The 20,372-nt window shown below is 46.3% G+C and carries 25 protein-coding genes; 24 read left to right on the top strand and 1 reads right to left on the bottom strand.

Features of this window, described 5'->3' with window-relative positions:
* Positions 1–412: 412 nt before the first annotated feature.
* The 3 genes from obgE to fmt all read left to right on the top strand — a co-directional run bounded on the left by obgE (position 413) and on the right by fmt (position 2,973).
* Entirely contained in the window at positions 413–1,468 is a 1,056-nt protein-coding gene (gene obgE, locus Q0393_RS01125; RefSeq protein WP_298977250.1) for a GTPase ObgE, read from the top strand.
* Between the two features lie 126 nt (positions 1,469–1,594).
* Positions 1,595–1,936: a hypothetical protein gene (locus Q0393_RS01130; protein ID WP_298977252.1), complete on the top strand. Its 342-nt coding sequence runs from the start codon at positions 1,595–1,597 to the stop codon at positions 1,934–1,936.
* A 116-nt stretch (positions 1,937–2,052) separates the two neighbouring features.
* Positions 2,053–2,973, top strand: a complete 921-nt coding sequence (fmt, locus tag Q0393_RS01135; protein WP_298977255.1) for a methionyl-tRNA formyltransferase — start codon at positions 2,053–2,055, stop codon at positions 2,971–2,973.
* A gap of 42 nt (positions 2,974–3,015) precedes the next feature.
* Here fmt and Q0393_RS01140 read toward each other — a convergent pair whose 3' ends face one another.
* The gene (locus Q0393_RS01140; protein WP_298977256.1) at positions 3,016–3,243 is read right to left on the bottom strand and encodes a hypothetical protein; all 228 of its coding nucleotides are present in this window, start codon (positions 3,241–3,243) and stop codon (positions 3,016–3,018) included.
* 262 nt (positions 3,244–3,505) lie between these two features.
* Between Q0393_RS01140 and Q0393_RS01145 the strand changes: the two genes are divergently transcribed.
* From Q0393_RS01145 to Q0393_RS01245, 21 genes are all read left to right on the top strand, one after another.
* Positions 3,506–4,141: a biotin--[acetyl-CoA-carboxylase] ligase gene (locus Q0393_RS01145; RefSeq protein ID WP_298977257.1), complete on the top strand. Its 636-nt coding sequence runs from the start codon at positions 3,506–3,508 to the stop codon at positions 4,139–4,141.
* Positions 4,138–4,929 (top strand): AAA family ATPase, encoded by a 792-nt coding sequence (locus Q0393_RS01150; protein WP_177389424.1) that lies wholly within the window; start codon positions 4,138–4,140, stop codon positions 4,927–4,929. Before Q0393_RS01145 ends, Q0393_RS01150 begins: the two co-directional genes overlap by 4 nt.
* Positions 4,917–5,780: a ParB/RepB/Spo0J family partition protein gene (locus Q0393_RS01155; RefSeq protein ID WP_298977259.1), complete on the top strand. Its 864-nt coding sequence runs from the start codon at positions 4,917–4,919 to the stop codon at positions 5,778–5,780. Before Q0393_RS01150 ends, Q0393_RS01155 begins: the two co-directional genes overlap by 13 nt.
* Positions 5,781–5,854: 74 nt before the next feature.
* Entirely contained in the window at positions 5,855–6,277 is a 423-nt protein-coding gene (locus Q0393_RS01160; RefSeq protein ID WP_298977261.1) for a F0F1 ATP synthase subunit B', read from the top strand.
* Between the two features lie 10 nt (positions 6,278–6,287).
* A complete protein-coding gene (locus Q0393_RS01165; protein ID WP_298977262.1) occupies positions 6,288–6,803 on the top strand; it encodes a F0F1 ATP synthase subunit B in 516 nt (171 codons plus the stop codon).
* Entirely contained in the window at positions 6,803–7,333 is a 531-nt protein-coding gene (locus tag Q0393_RS01170; RefSeq protein ID WP_298977264.1) for a F0F1 ATP synthase subunit delta, read from the top strand. Before Q0393_RS01165 ends, Q0393_RS01170 begins: the two co-directional genes overlap by 1 nt.
* A gap of 11 nt (positions 7,334–7,344) precedes the next feature.
* On the top strand, positions 7,345–8,859 hold the full coding sequence (gene atpA / locus Q0393_RS01175; RefSeq protein ID WP_005869639.1) for a F0F1 ATP synthase subunit alpha: 1,515 nt from the start codon (positions 7,345–7,347) through the stop codon (positions 8,857–8,859).
* A gap of 12 nt (positions 8,860–8,871) precedes the next feature.
* The gene (gene atpG, locus Q0393_RS01180) at positions 8,872–9,780 is read left to right on the top strand and encodes an ATP synthase F1 subunit gamma (RefSeq protein WP_298043744.1); all 909 of its coding nucleotides are present in this window, start codon (positions 8,872–8,874) and stop codon (positions 9,778–9,780) included.
* Between the two features lie 11 nt (positions 9,781–9,791).
* Positions 9,792–11,189, top strand: coding sequence for a F0F1 ATP synthase subunit beta (atpD, locus tag Q0393_RS01185; RefSeq protein ID WP_298957103.1), 1,398 nt, complete (start codon positions 9,792–9,794; stop codon positions 11,187–11,189).
* 10 nt (positions 11,190–11,199) lie between these two features.
* Positions 11,200–11,604 (top strand): ATP synthase F1 subunit epsilon, encoded by a 405-nt coding sequence (gene atpC, locus Q0393_RS01190; RefSeq protein ID WP_291938303.1) that lies wholly within the window; start codon positions 11,200–11,202, stop codon positions 11,602–11,604.
* Positions 11,605–11,606: 2 nt separating this feature from the next.
* On the top strand, positions 11,607–12,182 hold the full coding sequence (locus tag Q0393_RS01195) for a MotA/TolQ/ExbB proton channel family protein (RefSeq protein WP_291938301.1): 576 nt from the start codon (positions 11,607–11,609) through the stop codon (positions 12,180–12,182).
* On the top strand, positions 12,182–12,580 hold the full coding sequence (locus Q0393_RS01200; protein ID WP_005869629.1) for a biopolymer transporter ExbD: 399 nt from the start codon (positions 12,182–12,184) through the stop codon (positions 12,578–12,580). The genes Q0393_RS01195 and Q0393_RS01200 overlap by 1 nt, the downstream gene beginning before the upstream one ends.
* Positions 12,573–13,553, top strand: coding sequence for a TonB C-terminal domain-containing protein (locus Q0393_RS01205; protein WP_298977266.1), 981 nt, complete (start codon positions 12,573–12,575; stop codon positions 13,551–13,553). Before Q0393_RS01200 ends, Q0393_RS01205 begins: the two co-directional genes overlap by 8 nt.
* Positions 13,554–13,572: 19 nt before the next feature.
* Positions 13,573–13,968, top strand: a complete 396-nt coding sequence (locus Q0393_RS01210) for a TonB C-terminal domain-containing protein (protein ID WP_298977268.1) — start codon at positions 13,573–13,575, stop codon at positions 13,966–13,968.
* 15 nt (positions 13,969–13,983) lie between these two features.
* Positions 13,984–15,231: a Tol-Pal system protein TolB gene (gene tolB, locus Q0393_RS01215; RefSeq protein ID WP_298977270.1), complete on the top strand. Its 1,248-nt coding sequence runs from the start codon at positions 13,984–13,986 to the stop codon at positions 15,229–15,231.
* Positions 15,232–15,286: 55 nt separating this feature from the next.
* Positions 15,287–15,760, top strand: a complete 474-nt coding sequence (locus tag Q0393_RS01220; RefSeq protein ID WP_177389412.1) for an OmpA family protein — start codon at positions 15,287–15,289, stop codon at positions 15,758–15,760.
* 1 nt (position 15,761) lies between these two features.
* Positions 15,762–16,580 carry a tetratricopeptide repeat protein gene (locus Q0393_RS01225; protein WP_298977271.1) on the top strand — a complete coding sequence of 273 codons (819 nt, stop codon included), beginning with the start codon at positions 15,762–15,764 and terminating at the stop codon, positions 16,578–16,580.
* A 49-nt stretch (positions 16,581–16,629) separates the two neighbouring features.
* Positions 16,630–17,280, top strand: a complete 651-nt coding sequence (locus Q0393_RS01230; RefSeq protein ID WP_298977272.1) for a peptidylprolyl isomerase — start codon at positions 16,630–16,632, stop codon at positions 17,278–17,280.
* 8 nt (positions 17,281–17,288) lie between these two features.
* Complete coding sequence (locus Q0393_RS01235) at positions 17,289–18,233, top strand: ACP S-malonyltransferase (protein ID WP_298977274.1); 945 nt, start codon at positions 17,289–17,291, stop codon at positions 18,231–18,233.
* Positions 18,230–18,928, top strand: coding sequence for a 5'-methylthioadenosine/adenosylhomocysteine nucleosidase (locus Q0393_RS01240; protein ID WP_298977275.1), 699 nt, complete (start codon positions 18,230–18,232; stop codon positions 18,926–18,928). The genes Q0393_RS01235 and Q0393_RS01240 overlap by 4 nt, the downstream gene beginning before the upstream one ends.
* Positions 18,925–19,674: an ATP-binding protein gene (locus tag Q0393_RS01245; RefSeq protein ID WP_298977276.1), complete on the top strand. Its 750-nt coding sequence runs from the start codon at positions 18,925–18,927 to the stop codon at positions 19,672–19,674. Before Q0393_RS01240 ends, Q0393_RS01245 begins: the two co-directional genes overlap by 4 nt.
* The last annotated feature ends 698 nt before the right edge of the window (positions 19,675–20,372 follow it).

A 20,372-nucleotide genomic window follows, 5' to 3' on the forward strand; every position in this document is an offset into this window, starting at 1 on the left:
AGAGTACCATTCCGAGGACTGTGATTTTTCGCCGCTTGTCGCAAAGTTTGAAAATTTGGATAAAATAACTTTAGGTTTTGGGGACAAAAAGACCAAGCGATCGGTAAAAGACGCATATCTAAATTTTGTTTTGTTAGATCGTTAAGCAGATAAAATTTGTAATCTTGTAGATATCATTCAAGCATTTAAATAAAAGTGCGGCAACGACAGCTATACTAGCAACGCTAAAATAGTAAATTTTTACAAAGGAATGGACGTAAGGTAAGTCCTGTTGATTACGGCCCTTTCGTCTTGAAAAGATTTTTATGAAAGAAATACTTAAATTTTTAAGATTAAACTACGGCTTTAAAAGCGGTCTTGCTGTAGTTTTAGTAATTTTGGATATAATCGCCCTTAAAAACTAAGGTAAAAAATGTTCATAGACAGCGTAAAATTTAGCGTCAAATCAGGCGACGGCGGCGCGGGCTGCGTCAGCTTCCGTCGCGAAAAATTCGTCATCTCAGGCGGTCCCGACGGCGGCGACGGCGGCGACGGCGGCGACGTGTATTTTAGGGTCGATAAAAACTCCCACACCCTCTCATCCTACAAGGGCAAGCGTGAGTTTAAGGCGCAAAACGGCGCGCCCGGCGAGGGTCGCAAAAAGACGGGCAAAAGCGGCGAGGATCTCTATCTCATCGTCCCTCCCGGCACCAGCGTTTACGACGAGGATAGCGGCGAGCTGGTGCTTGATATGTTAAACGACGGCGAAACGAAGCTGTTTTTAAAAGGCGGCAAAGGCGGGCTTGGCAACGTGCATTTTAAAAGCTCGATCAACCAAGCCCCTGAATACGCACAAAAAGGCCTAGAGGGTGAAACTCGCGAAGTGCGATTGGAGCTAAAACTCATCGCCGACGTTGGGCTCGTAGGCTTTCCAAACGTGGGCAAAAGCACGCTAATCTCGACCATTTCAAACGCCAAACCCCAGATCGCAAACTACGAGTTTACCACGCTCACGCCAAAGCTCGGCCTCGTCGAGGTTGACGAATATAGCGGCTTTGTCATGGCCGATATCCCGGGCATCATCGAGGGCGCAAGCGAAGGGCGCGGGCTTGGCGTGCAATTTTTAAAACACGTCGAGCGCACTAAAATTTTGCTTTTTATGCTCGATCTTGCGAACTACCGCAGCCTTGAGGAGCAGTTTGACGCGCTGAGGGCCGAGACGGCGAAATTTTCAGGAGAGCTTGCAAAAAGAGACTACGCGATCGCTCTAACTCGCGCGGACGCGGCAGAAAATTTGCAGGAAAAATTTGACGCGTTTTTGTCGCATTTGGGACTTACGAGCGCGTCAGGCGAGATGAAATTTAAACAAGATATTTATGAATTTGACGCCGCTAAGCCGTTTTTCGTAATGCCGATCTCCTCGGCGACGGGACAAAATATAAACGAGCTAAAATTTAACCTGCTTGAGCTGCTTAAAAAGGAGCTGTAGGCTGCGGTAAAGCCGCGCCGCAGAGGGCTTTTGCGAATGCAGGTCTTAGGCGCGCCCGTATATGCGGGTAAATTTTATGTTTATCGCTCGCAAACGCCGCAAAAAGATAAAATTTAAGGATGCGAAATGAATAAAATTTTTATTCTAGTATTTTTATGCTTCGGCGCATACGGTTGCGATCCCGCCGATCCGGTGCCGAATTTTATGGACTTTAACGACAAGGATCACGACGGCGCGCTGAGCTTGCAGGAGTGGATGGCGAGCGAGGTGCCGTCTGGGCTGAGAGTAGAGCTAAATCTGCGCTCAGGCTCGGAATTTAAGAGGCTCGATGCTAATCGTGACGGCAAGATTAGCCTAGATGAGCTGGGAGCGAAACCGTCTGCAAGGATTTATTGGTCCGAAGATCCGTGCGCTTTTTGGCCTTGGCCGGACGGATCTGACGATAAAAATCAATCCGCCGTCAAATAGCGTGCGGGCGAGTATGGACCAGGTTTGCTTCGCGATCTGCGTAAAATTTATTTCGAGCATGATTAGCGCCTGCATGATCGCTCGTGCCGTGATTTGGCTAAATTTAAAGGAAAAGAATGAATATAGTTTTTATGGGAACGCCCGAGTATGCGGCTAAAATTTTACGCGCGCTTACGGGGGCGAAATTTGAGATCGCGGCCGTTTTTACGCAGCCCGATAAGCCCATCGGTAGGAAGCAAATTTTAACTCCGAGCGAGGTTAAAGTTTATGCGCAGGAGTATTTGCCCGCTGTGCCGATCTTTCAGCCTGAGACACTCAAAGACGAGGCGGTTGCAGCGCAAATAAAAGAGCTAAAACCTGATTTTATCGTGGTTGCCGCATACGGTAAAATTTTGCCGCAAAGCGTGCTTGATATCGCACCTTGTATAAATCTGCACGCTTCGATCCTGCCTAAATACCGCGGCGCTAGTCCGATCCAAAGTGCGATCTTGGCGGGCGAAAAGCAGACGGGCGTGACGGCGATGCTGATGGATGCGGGGCTTGATACGGGCGATATGCTTGATTTTGCCTACACGCCTTGCGAGGATAAAACGGCGGCGCAGCTGTTTGACGAGCTTGGGGATTTGGCTGGCGAGCTGATAGTGCGAGTGCTGCGAAATTTTACAAATTTGACGCCGCTTAAGCAAGATGACGCGCAGGCTACGCACTGCAAAAAAATAAGCAAATCAGACGGGCTTTTTGGCTTTGAGGAAAGCGCACGGCAAATTTATAATAAATTTCGTGCGCTGACGCCCTGGCCCGGGATATATCTATCTAGCGGGTTAAAAATTTTGGATTTAGAGATCATGCGCGAATCCTGCGGGCGTAAATTTGAACGCGTTGGCGAAATTTTAAGCGTCGATAAGCTTGGTTTTTGCGTCGCATGCGGCGAAGGCGCGGTTAAGATCATGAAGGTGCAAGAGCCGGGCAAAAAGCCGGTGGACGCTAGCGCCTATCTAAACGGCAAGCGGCTAAAGATCGGCGATCTGCTATGCTAGGTTGGGTTTTGAAGGCTCGCGTTTTATGCCGCGCTTTTGATGCTACGCGGGAATTTTATTTGCGCCGCGCTTTTGGCGTCGCGGCGAGATTCTGCCTTGGATATCGCCGCAATCGTGAAGTAAAATTTTACCGCGCGGAATTTCGAAGCGAAGCTCCAAAATCAAGGCTTTATAAAATTTTAAAACCTCGCTTCTATGCTCTAAAATTTTACGCTCACAGGAGCTTAAAATTTCGCCGCCGCGGTTACGGATCTTGCGGCGTCGCACCAAACACGCACCATTTAAAATTCTATGATCGTGCCGCAGAATTTTTGCGAGACAAAGCTTTAAAATTTTATCGAAATGCTGCTGGGAAAATCCGCGTTGCCGAAAAATTTAGCAAGAGCGTAAAATTTCATTGCATAAAATTCCGCTACGCCGTAAAATTTTATCGTGCTAAATTTTATCTTGTCGCAAAATTCTATTGCAGCATGAAATTTAAACGTTTGCAATATTTCAAGGCGAGCCCTTCGTCTTACGCAAGGAGCAGGTTTTGAAAGTAGAATTTGTAGAGCAAATGCCCTCTACGCAGGAGTTTTTAGTAGACGCCGTGCGCGAAGGCAGGATAGCGCCGCCTTTTGCGATCGCCGCAAATCGCCAAAGCGCCGGTATCGGCTCGCGCGGCAATGATTGGGAGGGCGCTAGCGGCAATCTCGCATTTTCGTTCTGTGTCGCTCAAACGGATCTGCCCGCAGATGTGCCGCCTCAGTCGGCGAGCATATATTTTGCGATGATTATGCAGGAGCTTCTAGCATCGCTCGGCTCGCAGCTTTGGCTTAAATGGCCTAACGATTTTTATCTAGGCGAGCATAAAATCGGCGGGGCGATGACGAATAAGATCAAAAACACCCTCATCTGCGGCATCGGCATGAACCTACTCGGCGCGCCCGAATATGCGGGAATTTTAGATATAAAAATCAGCGCAAAAGACGCTATAGAGGGCTTTTTTGCGCTATATGAAAATAAAATCTCGTGGAAGCAAATTTTTAGAAATTTTTCGTTACAATTCCAAAAATCGCAAAAATTTAGCGTTCATCTAGGCGGCGAAAAAATTTCACTCGCGCAGGCTAAACTTTGCGAAGACGGATCGATCATAATAAATGAAGAAAGGGTTTATGCTTTAAGATGAGTGAAGTAATTACGATTGCCAATCAAAAAGGCGGCGTCGGAAAGACGACCACGGCGGTTAATCTCGCTGCGTCGCTAGCGATAAAGAAAAAGCGGGTCCTACTGATCGACGTAGATCCTCAGGCGAACGCTACGACCGGGCTTGGCTTTAACCGCAGCGACTTTGAATTTAACATTTATCACGTCCTAACGGGGCGTAAGAGCATGTCCGAAGTGATCCAAAAGACCGAACTTGAGTTTATGGATCTGGTGCCGTCAAACATCGGACTTGTAGGCATCGAGCGCGAAGTAAGTGAAGAGAAAGACTTCAAACTAATGCTAAAAAATAAAATTTCCGAGGTTAAGGACAGATACGATTTCATCATCATTGATTCGCCGCCGACACTCGGTAGCATTACGGTAAATGCCTTGGTCGCAAGCGATAGCGTCATCATCCCGATTCAGTGCGAATTCTATGCGCTTGAAGGCGTCGCGCTGATCCTAAATACCGTAAAAGTCGTCAAGCAAACGCTCAATAAAAATTTAAAAATTCGCGGATTTTTGCCTACGATGTATAGCCTGCAAAACAATCTAGCCAAAGAAACTGTCGCGAATTTACGCGAGTATTTTGATGATAAGCTCTTTCGTATCGGCAAGAGTGATGATCTAGTCATCATTCCGCGCAATATTAAGCTAGCCGAAAGCCCAAGCTTTGGCAAGCCGGTGGTTTTATACGATATAAAATCCGCCGGCTCCATCGCCTATCAAGACCTCGCTAAATCCATAATGGAGCAAAAATGGGCAAGGTAAAAAGAGCGCTCGGGCGTGGGCTCGGTGCTATTTTAGATGACGTAGAAAGCTCCTATAACAGGGAGCTAGAAAGCGGAAATGCCGATAGCTTAGTTATCGAAATCGATGTCGATAAAATCGAGCCAAATCCATATCAACCGCGTCAAAGCTTCGATGAGGAGGCACTTAGGCAGCTAAGCGAGAGTATTGCCCGCCACGGGCTTATTCAGCCTATCATCGTTATTCAAAAAGATGACTCTTACGTCCTTATAGCTGGTGAGCGACGCCTAAGAGCGACTAAGCTTTTGGGCGAGAGTACAATCAAAGCCGTAGTCGCAGACATAAAATCTCAAAATTTAAGAGAGCTTGCCCTCATCGAAAATATCCAGCGCGAGGATCTAAATCCTATCGAGCTTGCTAAGTCCTATAAGGAGCTCATCGGCGAATACAGGATCACGCAAGAGGAGTTAGCCGACATCATCAAAAAGTCCCGCACGCAGATTACCAACACGCTAAGACTTTTAAATTTATGCTCCGAAGTGCAAGACGCCATAAGCGCAGATAAAATTTCGCAAGGGCACGCCAAGATAATGGTTGGACTTGAAAAAGAGGATCAAATTTTAGCTCTAAATACGATTTTAGGACAGCGCCTAAGCGTAAGAGATACCGAAAATTTAGTAAAAAAGCTCAAAGATAAAACCGTTCCGAAAGAGAAAAAGTCTGGCGTGGAATTTCAAAGCTTCAAGCCTGAACTTTTAAAGCTAAAGGCCAAGCTTGATCAATTTGGTAAAATAAGTATCAAAGAGCGTAAAATTTCGATCGAATTTAGCGAAATTTTACAAATTTCCGAGTTTTTAAAGAAAATCGGATGATTTTTTATAGTGTATTTTAATTTTTCATATTGTAAAATACGCATTTTGTTTAAAACTAACCTGGAGGAGGTGCGATGCTAGACGTAAGTTTGACCGCCATGATAACGACCATCGTCGTATTTTTGGCTTTGATTTACTTCTTAAATATCAAGCTTTATAGACCGTTACTTTTGCATATGGAAAAGCGAGAGGCTATTATTAAAGAAGATGAGACAAATGCGATGAAAAACGCACAGGATGCAGATGCCGATAAAGCAGAGATCGTAAGGATCATGGATGCTGCGAAGTTGCAGGCTGTTAAAATAAAGCAAGAGGCGATGGATAGTGCGAAGCAGGCTGCCGCCAGAGAAATAGCCGAGAAAAAAACCGCAATGGAGGAAGATTTTGATCAATTTTTAGGCGGTTTGGATGAGCAAAAGCGCAACCTAAAAAATGATTTGCAAGCCAAAATTCCGGAATTTAAAAATGCTCTAAGCACTGCCGTGGCTAAAGTATGAGGATTTCAGTATGAAAAAATATCTATTTTTATTTATCATTCCGGCGCTTGTTTTAGCAAGTGGCGAGCACGATGGAGTCAAAGACTACGACGTGCTGTGGCGAAGCATAAATTTCATTTTGTTTTTCGGAATTTTGTTTTATCTTTTAAAAGGTCCCGCAAAAGCAGCATATCAAGGTAGAATCAACGGCATCGTATCTAGACTTGAGGCTAATCAAAAAATTTTAAAAGAGTCCGCAGCTCGCAAGGAGCAAGCTAAAAAAGATCTGCAAGATGCTAAGGTTCAAGGCGCAGCTTTAATCGAAACCGCTAAAAAAGAGATCGTGTTCGCTGCCGAAAAGATAAAAAATGCAACCGAGCAAGAGATTGCGAATTTGCAAAAATCTTTCGACGAGCAGAAGAGCTTTGAGGCGCGCAAGATCAAAAAAGAGGTCGTAAGCGAGATTCTGGATGATGTTTTTGCATCGGACGACATTAAATTCGGTCAAGACAAACTGGTTAAAATCGTAGAGAAAAAGGTCGGATGATGATAAATAACACCTCAAAAAGATATGTAAACGCCCTGATACTGAGCTATAAAAAAGATGAACTAGGCTTTGTTTTGCAGACGCTCGAGAGCGTCGCGAGCGCATTTAGAATTCCAAAATTCCAAGATATTGTAAAATCTCCGACGCTAAAAGAGGAATCCAAAGTGGAACTTATTGCGTCGTTTATAAAAAATCCAAGCGAAAAAATCGTAAATTTTATTAAACTCCTAGCTAAAAATAGGCGTATTGCGCTGATCCCGCAGATAGTCGAGGAACTGCGCAAGAATATTGCGGCGCTGGATAATAAATATTTGGGCAAAATTTATTCCGCTACCGAAATAGACGCCGCAAAAATAAAAGAGCTAGAGGCTAAAATTTCAAAGAAATTTAATGCAGACATTACTCTGCAACCCGTTAAAAGTGAACTTGAGGGTATTAAGATCGAAGTCGAGGATCTTGGATTTGAGATTAGTTTTTCAGTTGATAGATTGAAACAAAAAATGAGCGAATATATTTTAAAAGCAATTTAAAGGAGTAAAGCGTGGGTGCGAAAATTAAGGCAGACGAAATCAGCAGCATAATCAAAGAACGAATCGAAAATTTCGATCTTAGCGTTGATATTGAAGAGACTGGTAAGGTCGTTTCGGTCGCAGACGGTGTTGCTAATGTTTACGGCTTAAAAAACGTAATGGCTAACGAGATGGTTGAATTCGAAAACGGAGCTCGTGGTATCGCGTTAAATTTAGAGGAGAGCAGTGTCGGCATCGTTATTTTAGGCGATACTAGCGGTATTAACGAAGGTAGTAGCGTTAAAAGACTGGGTAAGCTTTTGCGCGTTCCGGTAGGTGATGCTCTAATAGGTCGCGTAGTAAATGCCCTAGGCGAGCCGATCGATGGCAAAGGCGCGATAGAGACCAGCGATACTAGATTTGTCGAAGAAAAGGCTAAAGGCATCATGGCTCGTAAATCCGTCCATGAGCCACTTCAAACCGGCCTTAAGGCGATCGACGCGCTAGTGCCGATCGGTCGCGGACAGCGCGAGCTCATCATCGGCGACCGCCAAACAGGAAAAACCACCGTTGCTGTTGATACCATCATTAATCAAAAGGGACAGGATGTCATCTGCATATACGTAGCAATCGGCCAGAAGCAATCTACCGTCGCGCAAGTCGTTAAAAAGCTTGAAGAATACGGTGCGATGGATTATACGATCGTAGTTGCGGCAGGTGCTAGCGAGGCGGCTGCGCTTCAGTATTTGGCTCCGTATTCAGGCTGCACGATGGGTGAGTATTTCAGAGATAACTCCCGCCACGCGCTTATCATCTACGATGATCTTAGCAAGCATGCGGTCGCATATCGCGAGATGTCGCTTATCTTGCGCCGTCCGCCGGGACGCGAGGCGTATCCTGGCGATGTATTTTACCTGCACTCCCGCCTGCTTGAGCGCGCTAGCAAACTAAGCGATGCACTCGGTGCAGGCAGCCTAACGGCGCTTCCTATTATCGAGACACAAGCAGGCGACGTTTCGGCATATATCCCTACAAATGTAATCTCTATCACTGATGGTCAAATTTTCCTAGAATCTGGTCTATTTAACTCAGGAATTCGTCCTGCGATCAACGTGGGTCTTTCAGTTAGCCGCGTCGGCGGTTCCGCGCAGATTAAAGCGATCAAAAAGGTCTCGGGAACCTTGCGCCTAGATCTTGCCCAGTACCGCGAACTTCAGGCGTTTGCGCAGTTTGCGAGTGATCTGGACGAGAGTAGCCGCAAGCAGCTGGATCGTGGACAAAGGATGGTCGAAATTTTAAAGCAACCTCCTTATTCGCCGCTTCCGGTCGAAAATCAAGTGGTCATCATCTTTGCGGGAAGCCGCGGATTTTTGGACGATGTGCCTACGAGCTCTATTGGCAAATTTGAAGCTGAGCTCTATCCGTATATCGAGGCAAAATATCCCGAAATTTTTGAAGAGATCAGAAGCAAAAAGACCATCGAGAAGGATTTGGAAGAAAATTTAATCAAGGCTCTAAATGACTTTAAAGCGACGTTTGCCGCTTAAAAGGGCTAAATTATGGCAAATTTAAAAGATATAAAGCTACAGATCAAGAGCGTCAGAAATACGGAGAAGACTACCAAAGCTATGAAGCTGGTCTCCAACGTCAAGCTTAAAAACACTAAAGAAGCGGCGATGCGCTCGCGAGCTTATGCGGTGAAGATTAACGAGGTCTTGGGTGAAATTTCTGCGCGCGTTAAAAATTACGTAGGCAATAATTCAGGCAACGACGAAAAACTTAGAATTTTTGATACCACTCGAGAGGTAAAGGTGGTTGATTTGCTGTTTATTACCGCAGATAAAGGGCTTTGCGGCGGTTTTAATATCAATACCATCAAAAAGATCAAAGCTTTGATCGAGGAGCTTAAAGCTAAAAAGATCAAGGTTCGCCTTCGCGCCGTCGGCAAAAAGGGGATAGAGTATTTTGATTTTCAAGGCATTGAGCTTTTGGAGCGATATATCGGCGTGAGCTCATCTCCATCGTCCGAGAAAGCTAACGAAATCGTGCAAGCCGCAGTTAAGGATTTTAACGAAGGCAAAACCGACGAGGTCATACTCGTCCACAACGGCTATTTGAATATGATTACCCAAGAGATGCGGGTAAATACGCTGGTGCCGATCGGTGAACCTGCGATTAATGAGGACGCTTTAAAAACATCTACATTGGAAGTAGAGGTTGAAAGCCCTGAGGACGAAGAAACATTGATGTTAAATTTAATCCAGAGCTATCTTAGCTACAGTATGTATTACGCACTGATCGACTCTTTGGCCGCGGAGCACTGCTCGAGAATGAATGCGATGGAGAATGCGACAAATAACGCCAAAGAGCGGGTATCGCAGTTAAATTTAGCATACAACAAAGCCAGACAAGGCTCTATCACGACTGAGCTTATCGAGATCATAAGCGGCGTCGAATCAATGAAATGAAAGGAAAACGGATGAAAGGAATAATTTCTCAGGTAATGGGTCCTGTGGTCGATGTCGATTTCAAGGACTACTTGCCGAAGATTAATGAAGCTATCGAGGTTAAATTTGACGTCGAGGGCGCTCATCGCAGGCTGATCCTAGAGGTAGCCGCGCACCTTGGAGACAATCGCGTCCGCACGATCGCTATGGATATGAGCGACGGACTGAGGCGAGGACTTGAGGCCGTCGCTTTGGGCACGCCTATTACGGTGCCTGTGGGCGAGAAGGTCTTGGGTAGAATTTTTAATGTTACAGGCGATCTGATCGACGAGGGCGAGGATGAGAAATTTGAAACCCGCTGGTCGATCCACAGAGATCCGCCTAGCTTTGAAAATCAAAGCACGAAGAGCGAAATTTTTGAAACCGGCATTAAGGTAGTCGATCTGCTAGCCCCTTACGCAAAGGGCGGCAAGGTAGGATTATTCGGCGGTGCTGGTGTCGGCAAAACCGTCATCATCATGGAGCTAATCCACAACGTCGCTTTCAAACACAGCGGTTACTCCGTATTTGCGGGCGTCGGCGAGCGAACGAGAGAGGGAAATGACCTTTATAACGAGATGAAAGAATCCGGAGTTCTGGATAAAGTCGCCTTGACCTATGGTCAGATGAATGAGCCGCCGGGTGCGAGAAACCGTATCGCGCTAACCGGTCTTACGATGGCTGAGTATTTCCGCGACGAGCTAGGGCTTGATGTTTTGATGTTTATCGACAATATCTTCCGTTTCTCGCAGTCGGGCTCGGAGATGTCCGCGCTGTTAGGACGAATTCCGTCCGCGGTCGGTTATCAGCCTACGCTTGCTAGCGAAATGGGTAAATTGCAGGAGCGCATTACTTCTACCAAAAAGGGCTCCATTACCTCCGTTCAGGCCGTTTACGTGCCTGCGGACGACCTTACTGACCCTGCGCCGGCGACCGTTTTCGCGCACCTTGATGCGACGACCGTTTTAAACAGAGCGATCGCCGAAAAAGGAATTTATCCTGCCGTCGATCCGCTTGATTCGACCTCAAGAATGCTTGATCCACAAATCATCGGCGAGGAGCATTACAAGGTCGCTCGCGGCGTCCAAGCGGTGCTTCAGAAATATAAAGATTTGCAAGACATCATCGCGATTTTAGGTATGGACGAGCTTAGTGAAGAAGATAAGCTCGTGGTCGAGCGTGCTAGAAAGATCGAGCGCTATCTATCTCAGCCGTTTTTCGTAGCCGAAGTATTTACCGGAAGTCCGGGCAAATATATCTCGCTAGAGGAAACTATCGCTGGCTTTAAGGGAATTTTAGAGGGTAAATACGATGATCTGCCGGAGAATGCCTTTTATATGGTGGGAAATATCGACGAGGTAGTAGCAAAAGCCGAAAAGATGAAAGCATAGGAATTTTAAGATGAAAGAATTTTTGCTTTTAGATATCGTTACGCCCGAAGGGATGGTCTTTTCGGGTGAGGTCAAATCCGTCCAACTCCCTGGCATTACTGGTGAAATGGGTATTTTGCCAGGGCATGCGAGCTTGCTAACGGGGCTTAAAGATAAAAGCGAAGGCGGAGTCGTCGAGATCGTAGATAAAGACGGCAAAAAGCAGCTTGTTTTGGTAAACGACGGATTTTTGGAAGTTACCGAAGAAAAAACTACTATTCTAGCTACTCAAGCCGTAGCTATCGGAGGTGATAGCGAAAGCGCTGTAGCGAAGTCTTTGCAGCGCGCCAAAGATATGCTTGCGTCCATTAGCTCCGATGCGGCAAATTCCGCAGCGATCATGGCTAGAGTCGACGAATTTGCAAGGCAAAGTTAAATATGCTAGATCTAATTTTAAGTTATTTTACTAGAAGCACGTTTATTACGATATTCGTGCTTTCTTGGTTATCCGTCTATTTTATCGTCACTTTTACGATTTTGATTTCCAGATTTGTAGGGCTTAGTGCGTGGCAACACCGCGAAGCAAAGGCACTCGAATCCTTGCTGATGGGCGGTAGGATTTCGCTTTCGGGCTCTATTTTTCAAAAAGTAAATACCGATAAAATTTCAAAAGAAGCCTTGGAAATTTATAAAGGCAAGGCCGAACGCGACTCCACTAGCGGACTTACTTGGCTATCTATCGTCGCCTCTACTTCGCCGTTTATTGGGCTATTCGGTACGGTTGTTAGCATACTTCACACATTTTCTAAGCTCGGCGGTGGAAATTCAGGCATCGATACTATCGCTCCTGCGATCAGCGAGGCGCTAGTTGCCACAGGATGTGGAATTTTTGTAGCGATCCCCGCATACACCTTCAGCTTACTTATAAAACGCAAAGCATACGAAGTTATGAGTATTATAAATCGTACAGCGGATATTTTGCTATTTAAAGCAAACACTGGAAAAGCTATTTAATGTATAATTTCGACGAAAATCCAGAGTTAAATATCACTCCGCTCGTCGATATTATGCTTGTTTTGCTAGCGATTTTAATGGTCGCGCAAACGGCGATTATCTACGATGAAAAGATCGAACTGCCTAGTGGCTCAAAAGCACAGGTTTCGGAAAATACCGCGGAATTCTTGCTTGTGCGTATCGGCGAAGATCGCAAGGTTTATATCGACAAAAGCTCGATGAGCCTAGCTGAATTCCCGGATAATCTCGTGCTGCTTAAAGGCACCGGCAAGTATAGCTTGGAAAAACCCGTCTATATCCAAGCCGATAAGAGACTCGTTTATGACGATGTAATGTTTGTCTTAAAGAGCTTAAAGCAAGCGGGTTTTACTAAAGTCGCGCTTCAAACAAATGGCTAATTATTCAAATTTTACGGGGGTTAAATACGATAATTTTAAATCGTTTTTAATCGCCCTTTTTGCCTATCTGCTGGTGATTTTTGTTCTTTTATATCAAATTTCAAAGCCGCAGGAAAAATTTAAAAAATATACTGACAATCCCAACGATTATATGGATGTTACTTTTGATTTCGAAATAGATGATAAACTTCCGTCCGCGCCTGAAATCGCTAAAGAAACAAAGCAAGGCGAGTTTGACAATAAGAATGTGAAGGATGTGCCGGAGGATAAAATTAAGACTACGGCGCAAGTAGTTCCGCCGCCTCCGGTGCAGGCAAAGCCGAAAGAGCCCGAAAAGCCGAAGGAAGAGCCAAAACCGGAACCTAAAAAGGACGAGCCTAAAGCTGAGCCCAAAAAAGAGGAGCCCAAGCCTGAGCCTAAGTTGGAAGATAAACCTTCCGAAAAAGTAGTAGAGAAAAAAGAGGAAGCTAAGTCGGAGCCAAAAAAAGAGGAAAAACCGAGCTTGAGCGATCTTTTTTCGGATACGACTAAGGACAATAAGAAGCTTGAGGAGAGCGCTAAAGCTAGCGACGCCGTTCAGAGTAATAAAAAGTCCGATAAAGAAACTGCCACCTCTAGTGCTAAGGATAAAGCGGCATCTAAAAATGCTGTGGTCAAATCCGATAAGCTTGGCGGCAGGACGCAAAGGACGGGCGAGTATAACGCTTATTACGGCGCTATCGAGAAGAAGCTTCAAGTTCTATGGAGCAGATATGTGGCGACCGCGAAGGACGACGCAAGGATTAAGATAGTCTTTGGCGCAGATGGGCGAGTGGCGGATTATACTATTATAGAGCTGGGGCGAGAGACTGAATTTAACCAGAAGTTGCGAGATTTTTTGGATAATCTATCGACTCAGACTTTCCCGAAGTCTCCCGACGGAGCGTCGCATGAGATTGATACTAGGATGTCCGACGTGATGAAGACAAATTAGAATTCTGTAAGGAAAAAAAGTGAAGAGACTTTTTTGTATTTTTGCCTTTTGCTGTATGCTTTTTGCGACGGATTCGGAACAGAATTTTATTTATGAAAGAAATTCCGTTTCGCAAAAATCTGGTAAAATTCAAATTTCAAAGGAGCTAGATGCTTATTTTTCGCAGATGGCGTCGAAATTGCAAGCTCTATGGACAGAGTATCAAGTGGACATTTCCGATGAGGCTAGAGTCCGTATAGAATTTAGCAACAATGGACGAGTTTTAAATTATCAAATTTTAGAGCTTGGGCGTAGCACAGAATTTAACCAAAAGCTAAGGAAATTTTTAGATGAGCTTCCTAAGCGAAGCTTTCCAAAATCACCGGATAATAAATCTCACACATTTGAAATGGTATTATCCGACGTAGCAAATTAAATTTAAGGAGAAAAGATGAAGAAACTACTTTTGATTCTTGTATTTTGTAGTAGCATTTTCGCGGCAGATGCGACTATGTCTATCGTAAACGAAGGGGTAAATCTACCTAAAATCGTCGTTCAAGATGCATCGAATCTTGCAAATTCAGAATTTGGCAACAAATTCTTTAAACTTATGGTGGGCGATCTAAAGGTCGGCGCGACTTTTGAAGTCAGCGACGAGTATCTACAAAGCAGCTATGATGCGGGCGCTTCCGACAATCTAGGCTCTAGCGGCGCCGCTCTTATCGTGCGCTACGCGGTAAGTGATAAAAGTTCGCCGATGAGCCTAAAAGCCAAAGTGCTCGAAGCAAACAGCGGCAGGGTGATGTACGAGAAGAGCTTTACGCTTTCAAATGCCGAGAAATATCCGTTTTTAGCCCATATGGCGGTATCTGAGATCGTCAAGCAGCTAGGGTACTCAAACGTCGATTGGATGAAGGAGATGATTTTGCTCTCTCGCTATACTTCGACGCGCGAGAGCGAGATCATGGTGGCGGATTATACGCTTACCTACCAGCAGGTTGTGCTTCGCGGCGGATTAAATATCTTCCCTAAATGGGCAAGCGCAGCGCAGAACGAATTTTATTACACCTATTACGTCAATAAAAATACCCCTGCTATCTATAAATTTAATCTATCCAACGGTAGTAAAAGTAAAATTTTTACCGGTCATGGCATGACGATAGCTTCAGATGTAAGCGCTGACGGCAGAAAGCTTTTAATCACCAATGCGCCTAAAGATCAACCCGATATTTTTTTATATGATATAGCTTCGGGCAGCGCTAAGCAAATTACCGATTACGCTGGCATTGATGTAAATGGAAATTTTATCGACGGCGATTCGCGCGTGGCTTTTGTGAGCGATCGTCTGGGTTATCCGAACGTATTTGCCACTAGCATAAATGGCGGCAACGTTCAGCAGCTCGTCTATCACGGCAAGAATAACAACTCCATCAGCACAAATGGCAATTATGTTACTTACTCTAGTCGCGACGGCGGGGGCGGATTTAATATATATTTAATCTCAACTCAAACCGATATGATTCGCCAGTTAACGGCTAGCGGCAAAAATATGTTTCCTAGATTTTCTAGCGATGGCGGCAGCATTATGTTTATCAAGCAAGACGGCGGCGGAAGCTCGGTAGGTATTATTAGAGTTAACGAGAATAAAAGTTTCCAATTTCCGTTAAGAGTGGGTAAAATTCAATCGGTTGATTGGTAAAATATTAAAAAATCTCGTGATATAATGACTTCAATTTTTTTTGAAAGGATAGAAAATGAAACATTTAGTTTTATCTTCGATAGCAGTTGCTGCTCTATTATTGAGCGGTTGTTCTAAAAAGACCCCAGAGGCCGATACTACAAGCACAAGTGATGCAGATAGACTAGCTGCTTTGGCATCTCAGATCCAAAGTGAAGTTGGCACTGTTTATTTCGACTTTGATAAATTTAATATTAGAGCCGATCAGCAAGGCACAATCAATAATAACGCAGCTCTATTCAATCAAGCAGGCGCAGAGTCTCTAACTGTTAAAGTTGAGGGTAACTGCGATGAGTGGGGTTCTGATGAGTACAACTATGCTCTTGGTCTAAAGAGAGCTACTGCAGCTAAAGACGCGTTGGTTGCTCAAGGCGTAAATGAGAGCAGAATTTCCGTAGTAAGCTACGGTGAGAGCAATATGGCTTGCACAGAGCATTCTAAAGAGTGCGACGCTCAAAACAGACGCGACGAATTCAAAGTTGGATTCTAGTTTGAAATTTAAAAATTTCACGGTGGCGGCTCTTTTGGGAGCTGCCACTTTTTTAAATGCAGAAACTTCTGCATTTGATGCTGGCAATATTGATTCAGGCAGCTCTTACGGACTAACTGAAAACGAGCAGGTATTGCGCGATAACCGCAAGCGTATAAGCGAGATGCAAACTAGTGTAGATAATACACGCGAGAGCGTAGAAGGCTTGCGTACAGTGCTTGAAGGCACTAATTCCCAAATTTCAAAACTTGAAAGCAGAGTGGCGGATCTAGAAATTCGCGCTACCGGCAAAAGCCAAGGCAGCAGCGAGCTAGATCAGATGAAACGAGACATTGCTACTATAAAAGCTCAAATCGCGGAGATCAATAAAAAATTAGGCAGCGGCGGTAGCGTAAAAAAAAACGCTGAATTAGACGCAGGCACTGCTTCAGCCCCTGCTAGCACAAAAACAGAATCCGATTTTAAATCAAAAGATCAGGCTTCGGTGTTGAAAGAGGCCGATGCCTTATATGCTAAAAAAGACTATTCAGGCGCAAAAGAGCGCTACACCTATCTAGTATCCAAAAATTATAAGCCGGCAAAGGCAAACTATATGCTGGGCGAAATTTCATATTTTTCCGGCTCATACGCAGAAGCGATAAACTATTACAAAAAGAGCATCTCGCACAACGAGAGCCAAGACTATACCCCAAAACTTCTTTATCACACCGCGATCAGCTTCGATAAGATCGGCGATAAAGACAGCGCAGATAAATTCTACAAAGCGCTAAAGGCTTCATATCCGGACTCCAAAGAAGCCAAAGCCGCGCCCACTAGATAACCTAAATTTAAATACAAACTCAAAATAAAATTCTAAACAGGAGAAAACTATGGCTAACAACCGAGTTATAAAGATGCATTATGAGCTAAAAGACGGCAAAACCGGCGAAATTTTAGAGTCAAATTTAAACTCCGACCCAATCGCCTTTCTTAGTGGTAAGGATCAAATCATCCAAAAGCTGGAAGATGAAATTTTACATCTGCAAGCGGGCGAGAGCAAAACGGTTCGCATAAGCCCGAGCGACGGAGTCGGCGAGTATAAAGAGGACGCCGTGCAGATCCTGCCTAAAGAGCAGTTTGCGGGCATCGACCTGGTCGTTGGTATGGAGCTTTTCGGCCAGGCGGAGGATGGCGCGACTACCCGCGTGAGCGTCAAAGCTATCGGCGAGCAGGACGTCACTATCGACTTTAATCACCCATTTGCGGGCAAGGAGCTGGAATTTAATATAAAGATCGTCGAGAATCGCGAAGCGACGGCAGATGAAATTCTTACTGGACAGCCGGAGGGCGCGCACAGCTGTGGCTGCGGACACAACCATCACCACGAGGGGCACGAGTGCTGCGGCGGACACGGACACGATCACGCAGAGGATCACGAGTGTTGCGGAGGTCATGGGCATGCAGACGGTCATGAATGCTGCGGGGGTCACGATCACGGAAAAGATCACGAATGCTGCGGCGGGCACCACCAAGAACATTAGGATTTTTTATGAAATTTGCTTTTATCTTCCCAGGACAGGGCTGCCAAAGCGTAGGCATGGGCAGGGAGTTTTACGAAAACTCCGCCTCTGCGCGCGCGCTTTTGGATGGGGCTTCAGACTTTACGGGCATCGATTTTAAAAATTTACTGTTTGAACCTAACGACAAGCTCGACGTTTCGGAATTTACGCAGCCTGCGATTGCATTAAATTCCATGATGGCGCTTGCGGCGCTGCAAGAAAGAGCGGATCAAGAAAAGCTTAGCATCGCTCCGCAGTTTTTGCTCGGACATTCGCTGGGCGAGTTTAGTGCGCTAAGTGCTGCGGGAGGCATAGAGCCGAAGCAGATGCTAAAGCTAGTAAATATTCGCGGCAGGCTAATGCAGAGCGCCTGCGAGGGCAAAGGCGCCGGAATGATGGTGATCTTGGCTCTTGCCGACGAGGCGGTCGAAAAAATTTGCGCGGATGCGACGAGCGCAGGCAAGCAGGTTTGGGCGGCGAATTATAACTGCGATGGACAGATCGTGGTCGCTGGCAAAAAAGATGATCTGGCCGCACTCGAGAGCGAGTTTAAAGCCGCGGGCGCAAAGCGCGCGATGCTGCTAAATATGAGTGTCACAAGCCACTGCCCTATGCTAGGGAGTGCTAGCAACGAGCTTTTGAAATTTTTACGCCCCGCGCTAAAAGAGAGTTTCGCCCCCGTAGTCGCTAACGCCACGGCGCGAGTATACAGGACAAAATCCGAAGCGCTAGAGCTGCTGAAGGCCCAGCTTATTGGCCCTGTGCTTTACAAGCAAAGTATCAAAAATTACGAGGGCGAGGCGGACTGCTTCGTAGAGTTTGGCGCGACGGTTTTAAAAGGGATAAACAAAAAGATCACGCAGAAGCCGACCTTTAGCATCACGGATCTTGCGAGCCTAGACGAGTTTGTAAAATTTGCAAAGGAGAATGGATGAAAGTTGCGATCTTAGGCGCGATGCCCGAAGAGATCGAGCCGCTGCTATCTGCGCTGCGCGAAAGGGGCGTGAGCGTGGAAGCTATGGAGCACGCGAATAATAAATTCTACGCCGCTAAGCTTAACGGCCACGATCTCGTGATCGCGTATTCGAAGATCGGCAAGGTAAATTCCGCCCTGGCCGCTACGGTCATGATCGAGAGATTCGGCGCGCGCGCGCTCATTTTTACGGGCGTCGCGGGAGCTCTGAAGCGCGGCATTAAGATCGGCGAAATTTTATACGCCACCGCGCTCGTGCAGCACGATCTGGATATCACGGCGTTTGGGCATCCGCATGGATTCGTGCCCGGAAGTAAAATTTCGGTCCAAACCGACGCGAAGCTAAATTCTATCGCGCAAAGCGTCGCCGAGCAGCTAGGCATCACGCTAAAATCGGGCGTCATCGCTAGCGGCGATCAGTTCGTAAGCGGTGAGGAGCGCAAGAGCTGGATCGAGCGGACGTTTGATGCGAGCGCGGTCGAGATGGAGGGAGCGAGCGTAGCGCAGGTGTGCGACGCGCTGGGCGTGCCGTTTTGCGTGCTGCGCGCGATAAGCGACGAGGCGGGACACAAAGCCGAGTTCGATTTTGACGAGTTTATGGTAAAAAGCGCGCAAACGAGCGCAAATTTCGTCCTAAAAATGATCGAAAGGTTATGATAAACCTCTCCAAAAAACTACTTCGCCGCGTCGGACAAACCAACGCCAAATACAAGATGTTCGAGCGCGGCGATAAAATTTTACTAGCTCTTAGCGGCGGCAAGGACAGCATGAGTCTTGCGCACGTGCTGAAGCACTTTCAAAGCGTAAGCCCGCTAGATTGGGAGTTTCGAGCCGTCACCGTCACCTACGGTATCGGCGAGGATCTGCGCGAGATAAGCGCCCATTTTAAAGAGCACGAGATCTCCTACGAGATAATCGATACTAAAATTTTTGAATTCGGCAAGGAAAAAATCCGCGCGAATACCACGTTTTGCAGCTTTTGCTCGCGTATGAGGCGCGGATACATCTACTCCTACGCGCTCGAACACGGCTTTAATAAGATCGCCATCGCCCACCACCTCGACGACGCCGCGGAGAGCTTTTTTATGAATTTCACCTTCAACGGCGCGCTGCGCACCCTCGCTCCGCGCTATGTCGCCGAAAACGGGCTTGTGATCATCCGCCCGTTCATTCTCACGCGCGAGCGCCAAATCGCCGCCTGTGCCAGAGATAACGAGCTTCCGATCATGCGCGAGGAGGATGTCTGCCCCGCGAGGCAATACGGCGGCAAGGAGCCTACCGCACGCGCCGCTACGAAAGAGCTTTTGGTGCAGTACGAAAAGGCCCATCCGAGGTTTTTTATCAGCCTGCAAGCCGCCTTCGCAAACATCCACGAAGATACCTTTTTCGAGCTCAAATTTTAAAATTTTAAGCGGTTTGCGTTCTCCCCCCTTCCAAACGAATTCAAAGCGCGCAGTTCTTGCGATAACATGAATTTCGTACGCCTAGTTCGATTTTTTTTGGCTTGAATGAGCCTGACGCACGCAGAGCGGTTATCTTCCCCTGTGCTCGAATGAGCCGCGAGCTGCGGTGCGAGCGGTTGGCTTACTGCGTTTAAATTGCGGCGCGGGCGATTCGCTTCTGAGTCTGAGTTGTGCACGAGCCGCGGCGAATAGCTATCCCCCTGCGCCTAAGAAGCCGTGCGCGCGAGTAGTTGCTCCCTCTGCGCCCGATAAGCTACGAGATATAGTAGGTTGTGCGTTGCTGTATCTGTTTTTACAAAACAGCCGCGGCTGTTTTCGGTGCCGCACTTTCGTCTTGCTTCGGATATCGCCCGTGTCTAAGCGAGCTTTATGGGCGAGCGTTAGTGGCTTGCAAAGTTTGCGCGAAAGATAGTTGTAGAAATTCCATCTCAAAAAATGCTTTCGAAATTTAATCCCGTAAAATTTTAAAATTTTATCGGAGGCTTCCTTTTGGGCTGCGGACACGGATCTGATCTCTGCACGTCGTAAATTTAAACCGCCCGCTCCGCCAAAGATAGTTTTAGAAATTTATTCCGGAAAATGTTTCAGAAATTTTACCCCGCAAAATTTTAAAATTTTAACGAAGCCGAATTTCCGCT

This window comes from uncultured Campylobacter sp. (genome assembly GCF_938015785.1).
GTDB lineage: Bacteria > Campylobacterota > Campylobacteria > Campylobacterales > Campylobacteraceae > Campylobacter_B.

What these genes read in the sequence shown, in the direction of transcription:
- Q0393_RS01200 (WP_005869629.1), top strand. Translation starts at nt 12,182, where the DNA reads ATGTATAATTTCGACGAAAATCCAGAGTTAAATATCACTCCGCTCGTC.
- atpC (WP_291938303.1), top strand. Translation starts at nt 11,200, where the DNA reads ATGAAAGAATTTTTGCTTTTAGATATCGTTACGCCCGAAGGGATGGTC.
- Q0393_RS01150 (WP_177389424.1), top strand. Translation starts at nt 4,138, where the DNA reads ATGAGTGAAGTAATTACGATTGCCAATCAAAAAGGCGGCGTCGGAAAG.
- Q0393_RS01230 (WP_298977272.1), top strand. Translation starts at nt 16,630, where the DNA reads ATGGCTAACAACCGAGTTATAAAGATGCATTATGAGCTAAAAGACGGC.
- obgE (WP_298977250.1), top strand. Translation starts at nt 413, where the DNA reads ATGTTCATAGACAGCGTAAAATTTAGCGTCAAATCAGGCGACGGCGGC.
- atpD (WP_298957103.1), top strand. Translation starts at nt 9,792, where the DNA reads ATGAAAGGAATAATTTCTCAGGTAATGGGTCCTGTGGTCGATGTCGAT.
- Q0393_RS01240 (WP_298977275.1), top strand. Translation starts at nt 18,230, where the DNA reads ATGAAAGTTGCGATCTTAGGCGCGATGCCCGAAGAGATCGAGCCGCTG.
- atpG (WP_298043744.1), top strand. Translation starts at nt 8,872, where the DNA reads ATGGCAAATTTAAAAGATATAAAGCTACAGATCAAGAGCGTCAGAAAT.
- Q0393_RS01195 (WP_291938301.1), top strand. Translation starts at nt 11,607, where the DNA reads ATGCTAGATCTAATTTTAAGTTATTTTACTAGAAGCACGTTTATTACG.
- Q0393_RS01165 (WP_298977262.1), top strand. Translation starts at nt 6,288, where the DNA reads ATGAAAAAATATCTATTTTTATTTATCATTCCGGCGCTTGTTTTAGCA.
- Q0393_RS01245 (WP_298977276.1), top strand. Translation starts at nt 18,925, where the DNA reads ATGATAAACCTCTCCAAAAAACTACTTCGCCGCGTCGGACAAACCAAC.
- fmt (WP_298977255.1), top strand. Translation starts at nt 2,053, where the DNA reads ATGAATATAGTTTTTATGGGAACGCCCGAGTATGCGGCTAAAATTTTA.
- tolB (WP_298977270.1), top strand. Translation starts at nt 13,984, where the DNA reads ATGAAGAAACTACTTTTGATTCTTGTATTTTGTAGTAGCATTTTCGCG.
- Q0393_RS01205 (WP_298977266.1), top strand. Translation starts at nt 12,573, where the DNA reads ATGGCTAATTATTCAAATTTTACGGGGGTTAAATACGATAATTTTAAA.
- Q0393_RS01220 (WP_177389412.1), top strand. Translation starts at nt 15,287, where the DNA reads ATGAAACATTTAGTTTTATCTTCGATAGCAGTTGCTGCTCTATTATTG.
- Q0393_RS01235 (WP_298977274.1), top strand. Translation starts at nt 17,289, where the DNA reads ATGAAATTTGCTTTTATCTTCCCAGGACAGGGCTGCCAAAGCGTAGGC.
- Q0393_RS01160 (WP_298977261.1), top strand. Translation starts at nt 5,855, where the DNA reads ATGCTAGACGTAAGTTTGACCGCCATGATAACGACCATCGTCGTATTT.
- Q0393_RS01130 (WP_298977252.1), top strand. Translation starts at nt 1,595, where the DNA reads ATGAATAAAATTTTTATTCTAGTATTTTTATGCTTCGGCGCATACGGT.
- Q0393_RS01170 (WP_298977264.1), top strand. Translation starts at nt 6,803, where the DNA reads ATGATAAATAACACCTCAAAAAGATATGTAAACGCCCTGATACTGAGC.
- Q0393_RS01155 (WP_298977259.1), top strand. Translation starts at nt 4,917, where the DNA reads ATGGGCAAGGTAAAAAGAGCGCTCGGGCGTGGGCTCGGTGCTATTTTA.